General features: G+C 55.1%; 7 protein-coding genes. 3 read left to right on the top strand and 4 right to left on the bottom strand.

Annotated elements, in window-relative coordinates:
• Together Q7T06_RS07100 and Q7T06_RS07105 are read right to left on the bottom strand one after the other, a co-directional pair.
• On the bottom strand, window positions 1-204 hold a 204-nt coding region (locus Q7T06_RS07100), incomplete at its 3' end, for a LytTR family DNA-binding domain-containing protein (protein WP_304782554.1).
• Window positions 201-1247, bottom strand: a complete 1047-nt coding sequence (locus tag Q7T06_RS07105) for a sensor histidine kinase (protein ID WP_304782558.1) — start codon at window positions 1245-1247, stop codon at window positions 201-203. The genes Q7T06_RS07100 and Q7T06_RS07105, both read right to left, overlap by 4 nt.
• A gap of 80 nt (window positions 1248-1327) precedes the next feature.
• Between Q7T06_RS07105 and argH the strand changes: the two genes are divergently transcribed.
• The 3 genes from argH to Q7T06_RS07120 all read left to right on the top strand — a co-directional run bounded on the left by argH (window position 1328) and on the right by Q7T06_RS07120 (window position 5332).
• Entirely contained in the window at window positions 1328-2722 is a 1395-nt protein-coding gene (gene argH / locus Q7T06_RS07110; RefSeq protein ID WP_304782561.1) for an argininosuccinate lyase, read from the top strand.
• Window positions 2723-3047: 325 nt separating this feature from the next.
• Window positions 3048-3632 (top strand): TRAP transporter small permease subunit, encoded by a 585-nt coding sequence (locus Q7T06_RS07115; protein WP_304782564.1) that lies wholly within the window; start codon window positions 3048-3050, stop codon window positions 3630-3632.
• A gap of 14 nt (window positions 3633-3646) precedes the next feature.
• Window positions 3647-5332: a TRAP transporter large permease subunit gene (locus Q7T06_RS07120; protein WP_304782567.1), complete on the top strand. Its 1686-nt coding sequence runs from the start codon at window positions 3647-3649 to the stop codon at window positions 5330-5332.
• Between the two features lie 174 nt (window positions 5333-5506).
• Here the strand turns inward: Q7T06_RS07120 and Q7T06_RS07125 are convergent, their stop codons facing one another.
• Both Q7T06_RS07125 and Q7T06_RS07130 read right to left on the bottom strand, forming a co-directional pair.
• Window positions 5507-6586 (bottom strand): TRAP transporter substrate-binding protein, encoded by a 1080-nt coding sequence (locus tag Q7T06_RS07125; RefSeq protein ID WP_304782570.1) that lies wholly within the window; start codon window positions 6584-6586, stop codon window positions 5507-5509.
• A gap of 178 nt (window positions 6587-6764) precedes the next feature.
• A partial coding sequence (locus Q7T06_RS07130; RefSeq protein ID WP_304782573.1) for a metallopeptidase TldD-related protein occupies window positions 6765-7857 on the bottom strand: 1093 nt, incomplete at its 5' end.

Genomic DNA, 7857 nt, shown 5'->3' on the forward strand with positions numbered 1-7857 from the left:
CTCCATGCCCGTCATGCCCGGCATCTGCACATCGAGCAAGACGATATCGGGCGCGTGCGCAACAATCTGGTCGAGCGCTTCCTGCGCCTGCGCCGCCTCGCCGACCAAAAGATGCGGGCATTCCCTGGCTATATCCAACAGCAGGGTCTTCAGGCGCATGCGCGCCGGCGCCTCGTCATCGACAATCAGGATGCGCGGGTTCATGAATCCGCCTTTTGATAGGGAAAATGCAGGCGCAATTCAAACCATCCCTGCGCCACCGTCGTCGTCAATTGCGCCTCCACGTCATAGAGCAACATCAGGCGCTCGCGGATATTATCCAGCGCCATGTGGTTGCCGGTCGATAGCACATCGGCGTGAAAGGGATTGGTCATCACGATCTCGATGCGGTCGCGTACACGGCTGATCGCAATCGTGATCACCGCATTCTGCTGCGACGGTTCAACACCGTAGTGCACTGCGTTTTCCAGCAACGGTTGCAGCAGCAAGGCGGGAGTCTTTGCCTTTTTCAGCACATCACCGGAGACATCGTCCATGTCCCATTTGACCTGCAGCCGTTCACCCAGCCGGACTTTTTCTATCGACAGATATTGCATGCCTATCCTGATTTCATTGCCCAGCGTCGTGATCTCGCGCGCATCGCGCATCAGGACGCGGAACAAGTCGGCCATGTCTTCCAGCGTGGTTTCCGCCCGTTTCGGTTCGGTGCGGATCAGCGACAGGACCGCGTTCAGGCTATTGAACAGGAAATGCGGCCGTATGCGGGCCTGCAAGGCTTGCAGCCGCGCCTCGGCCAGCGCCGGCGAAAATGCCCGCGTACGCAATTCAAAATAATGCTGCAAGACCATGCCGAACAGCGCCGCGCAAACCACACCTTCCAGCGCCGACAGCCGGCTCAGACTGATCATGGTCCAATCATCGTTTAACAGATAGTGAATGATCAAGCCGGTAATCGCGGCCGGCACCAGGCCGCAGGCGATGCGCTGGCCCCACGGCGGTATGGTCTTGATCAGGCGGCGCAAGCCGCACAGGGCCAGCAAGGAAGACAGGCTGGCCAGCTCGACCAGCATGGACGCCTCGACAAATCCGAGCAAACCCGTGTAGACACTGCCGGCATTGATCAACATCACGATCAGCACCACGCCGTTGACGAACAGCAGAGACTTGACCATGATGCCGACATTGCAACAATCCGGGATCACGATCTCGACAGGCTTGGCTGGTGCAGATTGGGTCAATGGCGGCATGGATTAAGGATATATCGCGGCTGTATGTGGGATTGCGAGGTTCGGTTGTTCTATAATCGCGTATTCATCAGGAACCAATTATGACAGCACAACTCTCCAAAAAGAGCGAGGCCTGGTCGGCGCGCTTCAACGAACCGGTCTCGGATCTCGTCAAACGCTACACCGCATCGGTCTTCTTCGACAAGCGCCTGGCACAGGTCGACATCCAGGGTTCTCTCGCGCATGCGGAGATGCTCGCGCACCAGAATATCATCAGTCAGGAAGACCACGCCGAAATCCAGCGCGGCATGGCGCAAATCCAGCAAGAAATCACTGCCGGCAAGTTCGAATGGCTGCTGGATCTGGAAGACGTGCACCTGAATATAGAAAAACGCCTGACCGAACTCGTCGGCGACGCCGGCAAGCGCCTGCATACCGGCCGCTCGCGCAACGATCAGGTCGCGACCGATATACGCCTCTATGTCCGCAGCGAAATCGATACCATCACCGTCTTGCTGCGTGATTTCCGCCTGGCCCTGCTCGATCTGGCCGAACAGCATGCAGACACCATCATGCCCGGCTTTACGCACATGCAGGTGGCGCAGCCGATCACCTTCGGCCATCACATGCTGGCCTATGTCGAAATGTTCAGCCGCGATGCAGAGCGCATGCAGGATTGCCGCAAACGCGTCAATCGCCTGCCGCTGGGCGCCGCTGCGCTGGCCGGCACCACCTTCCCTATCGATCGAGAACGTGTCGCACGCACGCTGGGCTTTGAGGATGTCTGTCACAACTCGCTGGACGCCGTGTCGGACCGCGACTTTGCAATCGAATTCTGCGCCGCCGCCGCATTGATCATGACGCACGTATCGCGCATGTCGGAAGAACTGGTGATCTGGATGAGTCCGCGCGTCGGCTTCATCGATATCGCCGACCGTTTCTGCACCGGCTCATCGATCATGCCGCAAAAGAAAAATCCCGACGTGCCGGAACTGGCACGTGGCAAGACCGGCCGCGTCAATGGCCACCTGATCGCATTGCTGACCCTGATGAAAGGCCAGCCGCTGGCCTATAACAAGGACAATCAGGAAGACAAGGAACCGCTGTTCGATACCGTCGATACCGTGGTCGATACCTTGCGCATTTTTGCCGACATGGCGCGCGGCATCACCGTCAAGGCGGATGCAATGCGCGCTGCGGCCTTGCAGGGTTACGCAACCGCGACCGACCTGGCCGACTATCTGGTGAAAAAAGGCTTGCCCTTCCGCGATGCCCACGAAGCCGTGGCGCGTGCAGTGCGGGCCTGCGTCGACAGGCAATGCGACTTGAGCGATTTGACGCTGGAAGAAATGCGCGTGTTTTCGCCCCTGGTTGAAGCCGATATTTTCGAGGTGCTGACGCTTGAAGGCTCGGTTGCCGCACGCAACCACATAGGCGGCACCGCGCCGCAGCAGGTGCGCATGGCCATCGCAAGGCATCGCACGAAGCTGAACTAATTGCAAATTTGATCAGTCATTCAACTCTTGGGCTGGATAGCTGATCAAGCTGCATATTCAAGCAGAAGGAATTTTCCAATTTCCGGGATTCTTTCCATGATTTGATCATCCTCATTTGCCGCACGTAATCTTGGCGTCAGTTAAGTGCTGTATTGTTTCAGCTTGTAAAAATGGGGTAAGGCTGCATGCATTGCAAATGCAGCTTCAAAGAGCGCAAGCCAAGTTCTCCTTATATATTCAAATGCCATCGAAAAGCATCTATGCGATACAACGCATAAAATGCTGCGTTGATGTCTTGTTCAATTCCAATCAGGAGACAAAAATAATGTCTTTTTTACTATCACTTTCGCGATTCATTGATGAACTCAATGAAAAAATAGGCCACGGCGTTAGTTGGGCTTTGCTGGCTGCTGTGCTTATCTGCAGCGGCAATGCAGTGGTTCGCTACCTGTTCAACATGAGCTCGAACGGCTGGCTGGAAATTCAATGGTATCTGTTTGGCGCCATCTTTCTGCTGGCCACCTCGTACACCCTGCGTCGCAATGAGCACGTGCGCATCGACGTCATCGTCGGTCATTTTTCCAAACGCACACAAGTCTGGATAGACTTGTTCGGCTTCATCCTGTTCCTGATGCCGGCGACCTTGCTGATTTTGTATTACGCCGTGCCTTATGCATGGATTTCGCTGCAAAACCAGGAAATGTCCAGCAATGCAGGCGGCTTGATCGTCTGGCCAGCCAAACTGATGATACCTGTCGGTTTTGTCTTGCTGGCCCTGCAAGGCGTATCGGAAATCATCAAGCGCATCGGCTACCTGCAAGGCAAGGTACCGGCCAGCGCATTCGAGAAGCAGACGGCTACGCCTGAAGAAGAAATCGCGGCGATCAAAGCTGCCAATAAACTTAACTGATCGCAGGAATATACATGACTGAATTTCTCATTGCGAATCTGGCGCCTATCATGTTCGGCGCGCTGGTCGTATTCTTACTATCCGGCTTTCCGGTTGCATTTTCCCTCGCCGCCAATGGCCTGTTCTTTGGCCTGGTCGGCATCGAACTGGGTTTGCTGAAACCCGAATTGCTGCAGGCCTTGCCAAACCGCATCTTCGGCATCATGTCGAACGACACGCTGCTGGCGATCCCCTTCTTTACCTTCATGGGACTGATACTGGAACGCTCCGGCATGGCCGAGGACTTGCTCGACACGATAGGCCAGTTATTCGGCCCCTTGCGTGGCGGTGTCGCCTATGCGGTTATCTTTGTCGGCGCGCTGCTGGCAGCGACCACTGGCGTGGTGGCAGCATCGGTCATTTCCATGGGCCTGATCTCGCTGCCTGTGATGCTGCGTTACGGTTACGATAAAAAAATTGCGAGCGGCGTGATTGCCGCATCCGGTACGCTGGCGCAAATCATCCCGCCATCGCTGGTATTGATCGTGATGGCAGATCAACTGGGCCGCTCCGTAGGCGATATGTACCAGGCTGCATTCGGCCCGGGCTTGATGCTGACGGCGATGTATGCCGGTTATGTGTTGATCATTTCGATACTCAAACCTACATGGGTTCCTGCTCTGCCGGTGGAAGCGCGCAATCTGCGCCAGCCAGATGGCAAAAGCGGCGTCCTTTCGCTGTTCGTGCTGATCATTGCCACCGTTGCTGTCTGCTACGTCATTGAAAAGATCCTGCTGGCCAGCAACCCGAAACTGCATGCAGATGAAGGCTTGATCTATGCGGCAACGCTGGGTATCGCCGGCGCATTCATGGTGGCCGTCATCAACCGCAGAATGAAGCTCGGCCTGCTGTCCAAGATGGCTGAGAAAGTCGTGTTTGTACTGGTACCGCCACTGGCGCTGATCTTCCTGGTACTGGGTACCATTTTTGTCGGTATCGCAACGCCGACTGAAGGCGGTGGCATGGGCGCGTTTGGCGCGATGGTGCTGGCCCTGATGAATCGCCGCCTGTCGTGGGATTTGCTCAAGCAGGCGATGAATTCGACTTCGCGCCTGTCCTGCTTCGTGATGTTCATCCTGATCGGCTCCAGCGTATTCGGCTTGATCTTCCGCGGCGTCAATGGCGATCTGTGGGTAGAACACTTGCTGACCTCCTTGCCAGGCGGCACAGCCGGCTTCCTGATCGTGGTCAACATCCTGTTCTTTGGCCTGGCGTTCTTCCTCGACTTCTTTGAACTCGCATTCATCATGGTGCCTTTGGTCGGTCCGGTGGCAGACAAACTGGGCATCGATCTGATCTGGTTCGGCGTGCTCTTGAGCGTCAACATGCAAACCTCGTTCATGCATCCGCCGTTCGGCTTCGCGCTGTTCTACCTGCGCTCGGTCGCGCCGAAGGAAGTCAAGACGTCCGACATATACTGGGGTGCGGTACCGTTTGTTGTGATCCAGGTGATCATGGTGACCCTGATCATCGCCTTCCCTAAACTGATCTCGGTCGACAAGAAAACCGACATGCATGAAAAAATCGAACTCAACATCGATATGGGCGAGAGTTACGGCAACGATGCGGCAGAGCCTGATGCATCCGGCGGCGACCAGCCGGCTGCCGGCGCAGATGAAACACCGCAATTGAATTTTTCGACAGAGCCGGACAAGAAGTAAAAACCTCCGCTCCCGAACCAATCCCGCACGATTCATCCTGCGGGATTTTTTATTGCCGGCAATTCGCAGCCCTACTCTGGAACAGTACGCTCGCGTATTGAAGAGCAGATGTACAGACAATAAAAAACCCGCAGGGCGGATGCGCTGCGGGTTTTACAAGACGACTGCGATTGCTTACTTGCGACCGATCATGAAGTTCTGGATCGGCGCTTCAGCAACGGAAGCCCATTGGTTCTGATCCTGGCGGAAACGCTTCCATGGCTCATAGATCTTCTTGAACTTGGCATTCTTGCCAGCTTCTTCTTCCATCGTTTCCACAGCTGCCTTGTAGCAGGCTTCCATGATCGGCTTGGAGAATGAACGCAGCTTGACGCCGTTCTTGAGCAAACGTGCCAATGCGGCTGGATTACGTGCATCGTATTCCGCTTGCATCACCACGTGAGCTTCGTAGGAAGCAGCTTCTACTGCAGCCTGATATTGCTTAGGCAGTTTTTCCCATTCCTTGATGCCGATGTAGAACGACAGTTGCAAGCTAGGCTCCCACCAGCCTGGCGCGTAGTAGAACGGTGCAACCTTGTTGAAGCCGAGTTTTTCATCGTCGTAAGGTCCGATCCATTCTGCTGCATCGATCGTGCCTTTTTCCAGCGCAGGATAAATGTCGCCGCCAGCGATCTGTTGTGGCACCACGCCGAGTTTTTGCATGACGCGACCGGCGAAACCGCCAATACGCATTTTCAAGCCATTCAGATCTTTTACATCCTTGATCTCTTTACGGAACCAGCCACCCATCTGGGTGCCGGTGTTACCGCCCAGGAAGTTGACGATGCCATAGCCCTTGAAGAATTCACGGGTCAATTCGCGGCCGCCACCTTGATCGAACCAGGCGGTTTGCTGACGCGAAGTCAGGCCGAATGGCACGACTGCATCAAATGCAAAGGTAGGATCCTTGCCGAAATAATAGTAAGAAGCTGAATGACCCATTTCAACGGTACCCGCTTGTACTGCATCCATGACTTGCAGTGCCGGAACAATTTCACCGCCAGCAAAAGGACGGATATTGAACTTGCCATCGGTCAGCTGCGCGACACGTTTGGTGAAGGTATCGGAAGCGCCGTAAATCGTGTCTAGCGATTTAGGAAAGCTCGATGCCAGACGCCAGTTGATCGTCGGGGTAGCTTGCGCAAAAGAAGGCGCAGCAACTGCACCTACTGATGCACCGACTGCTGCTTTTTTAAGGAATGAACGACGTTCCATTTAGTCTCCTGATTGGTTAACGGTTATGCTTGTGCAAAAAATGTACGCCGAAAAAAATGACGGACATTTTCAATGAAAACACCTAGTTGTAAGTGCCGCGTAAGCTGAATAAAGTAGAGCACTTTTTCACTCTGTACGCTAGGAACAACTGCCATAACCATACTACGAAAACGCAGCATTAACCACCAGCAACAACCATATTTTCTATCAATACAGAACCCGTCTGTTTGGTGCCGCGCACCAGGGTATCGGCACCGATGGCAACAACTTGCATGAAGATATCTTTCATGTTGCCGGCTATCGTGATTTCTTCGACCGGATACTGGATCACGCCCTTCTCTACCCAGAAACCGGATGCACCGCGCGAGTAATCGCCCGTCACATAATTGACGCCCTGCCCCATCAGCTCGGTGACCAGCAAACCGGTATCAAGCTTCTTCAACATCGCCTTGAAATTATCGCTCGCCTGCGTCAGTGAAGATGACATGATCAGATTGTGCGAGCCACCCGCATTGCCTGTCGTTTGCATGCCCAGCTTGCGCGCGGAATACGTCGACAGGAAATAACCTTGCACCACGCCATCCTTGACGACATCGCGCTTGCTGGTTTTCACGCCCTCTTCATCGAAAGGCGAGGAACCGACTGCCCCTGGCACATGCGGGTCTTCCGTGATTTGCACATGCGACGGGAATGCAGGCTTGCCGAGCGAATCCAGCAGGAAGGTTGATTTGCGATACAGTGCGCCGCCGGACACCGCTTGCACGAAGGCGCCGAGCAAGCCCGCTGCGAGCGGCGCCTCAAACAGTACCGGACATTTGCGCGTATCGATCTTGCGTGCATTCAGGCGCGCCAGCGCACGTTGCGCAGCATAGCGACCGACAGCTTCAGGCTGGGCCAGTTTTTTCGGATCGCGCATCGACGAATACCAGTCGTCGCGCTGCATATTGCTGCCCTTGCCGGCAATCGGTGCGACTGAAATCGTGTGACGTGAATACGGATAGCCACCGATGAAGCCGCGCGAATTGGCGGAAACGAAATGTGACTGCTGCGCATAGACGCTGGCGCCTTCGCTATTGGTGATGCGCTTGTCGACCGCGAATGCTGCTGCTTCACCACGCTGGGCTAATTCCACCGCCTCTTCGCTTGAGATCAGCCACGGATAGCAAAGCTTCAAATCTTGTGGATTGCGCTCCAGCAATTCCTCATCCGGCAAACCGGCGCAATCGTCTTCTGCAGTAAAGCGTGCAATGTTGTAAGCCGCCTCTACCGTA

Origin of the sequence: Herminiimonas sp., assembly GCF_030645555.1 — a bacterium.
Lineage (GTDB): Bacteria > Pseudomonadota > Gammaproteobacteria > Burkholderiales > Burkholderiaceae_D > Oxalicibacterium.